Genomic DNA, 1,502 nt, shown 5'->3' with positions numbered 1-1,502 from the left:
AAAACCATCACGAAAGCGAGGCTTCACACCATCTCAACTTTAACCAGCTTATCCCTGCAATGCAATACCAATGTGACTGTGACCGCCGACGGCGGTCAACTTTCAAATGACGCCGGGCTCGTTTTGTTCCAAGAGTTTCTTCATCGTATCAACTTTAGGCAACTTGCCAATCAGTGCCTCAAGTTACCAGACCAACGACGATTCTGGAAGGCCTCGATGATCGACATCTTCTTGGAAAAATTGTTGCTCGACGTTGCCGGGTATTTACATGACAGTAGTGCCAATGACTGGCAACGTGATCCCGTACTGGCGGCCACCTTGGGTAGCTCTCGGCTAGTCTCACAGCCCTCACTTTCACGGTTTTTCAAGCGCCTTGAAGACGCCGACCTAGATGACTTTCGGAAGCTTATCTGGCAAGTAGCCGCCTTGGCTTTCCGTCTTAGTGGTCAATCCCGCTTCGTGCTGGATATAGACTCAACGCATTGTGATACTTTCGGTAATCAAGAACGGTCCGCCTTCAACGCTCACTATATGGCCTATGGATATCACCCTCAGGTTGTATTTGATCAAGAGTCCGGGTTGCTCTTAGACGCCTTGATGCGCCCTGGCAATGAGTACACCGGCAAGGAAGCCGATAAGTTCGTCGAGACAACTTTTTCGCGCCTATCGGCGCTCCCTCAAAGCACCAGCGTCATCATTCGAGGCGATTCGGGGTTTGCTGCGCCAAAATTTTACGAGATGTGCGACACACATGGCGTCGACTTTTTGGTTCGACTCAAGGCAAATTCAAAGCTTGGGAAGCTGGCAGAAACGGCCTTAGTGGATTGCCCTCCAAAATATGAAGAGAGCAAATGCGTCTACCACGAATTCAAGTATCAGGCCGCGTCATGGGGTAAAGCTCGCCGTGTTATCGTATGTTCTACTCATACGGCAGATGAGCTAGTTCCCTGGAACCACGCATTCGTAGTGACCAGCCTGGCCTCCGAGGCTCCAGAGACTTTGTTCAAGACCTATAGACAGCGGGGCAATGCTGAGAACCAAATTAAGGAGCTGAAATGCGGGTTTGGCTTTGACAAAACAGACAGCTCAACTTTTGCACGGAACACTGCACGAGCCTTGATCACCGGTATTGCCTATAACCTGGTTCAGCTCTTTAAACAGCTCTTTGTCTCGGAAGACCGTCGTTCAACCATCTCCTCGCTACGGTTCAGTCTCTTTCACATCGCCGGTAGGATTACTTGGCACGCCCGTCGTGTGGTGATTCATCTTGCTTCTAACTATGTTTACAAGAACTGGTTTAGTCGGCTCATGGACGAAGTCCATCAGTTGGCGACCTGAACTGAATAACTGAATAGGTCGTGCGTCGAGCCGAAAACTGGGTCGGTCTGTTCGTGGTGCATCGATCACCAACTTCTCCGCTCAGTCAGTATTCGCAACGCTCCAAACGTTGCTTTCAGACCGGCCAGATGCGATTTCATGTCCCAAATACCGAGGTGAATAAT

1 protein-coding gene is annotated in these 1,502 nt (G+C 50.1%); it reads left to right on the top strand.

Features of this window, described 5'->3' with window-relative positions; genetic code table 11:
• Window positions 1-1,338, top strand: a 1,338-nt coding sequence (locus EKM97_RS11835; protein ID WP_125572575.1) for an IS1380 family transposase, incomplete at its 5' end; no start/stop codon positions are given.
• Window positions 1,339-1,502: the final 164 nt, after the last annotated feature.

This window comes from Lacticaseibacillus songhuajiangensis (assembly GCF_003946025.1).
GTDB classification, from domain to species: Bacteria; Bacillota; Bacilli; order Lactobacillales; family Lactobacillaceae; genus Lacticaseibacillus; species Lacticaseibacillus songhuajiangensis.
Note: the sequence above shows the minus strand (reverse complement) of the source record. Positions and strands in the feature narration are given on the sequence as shown.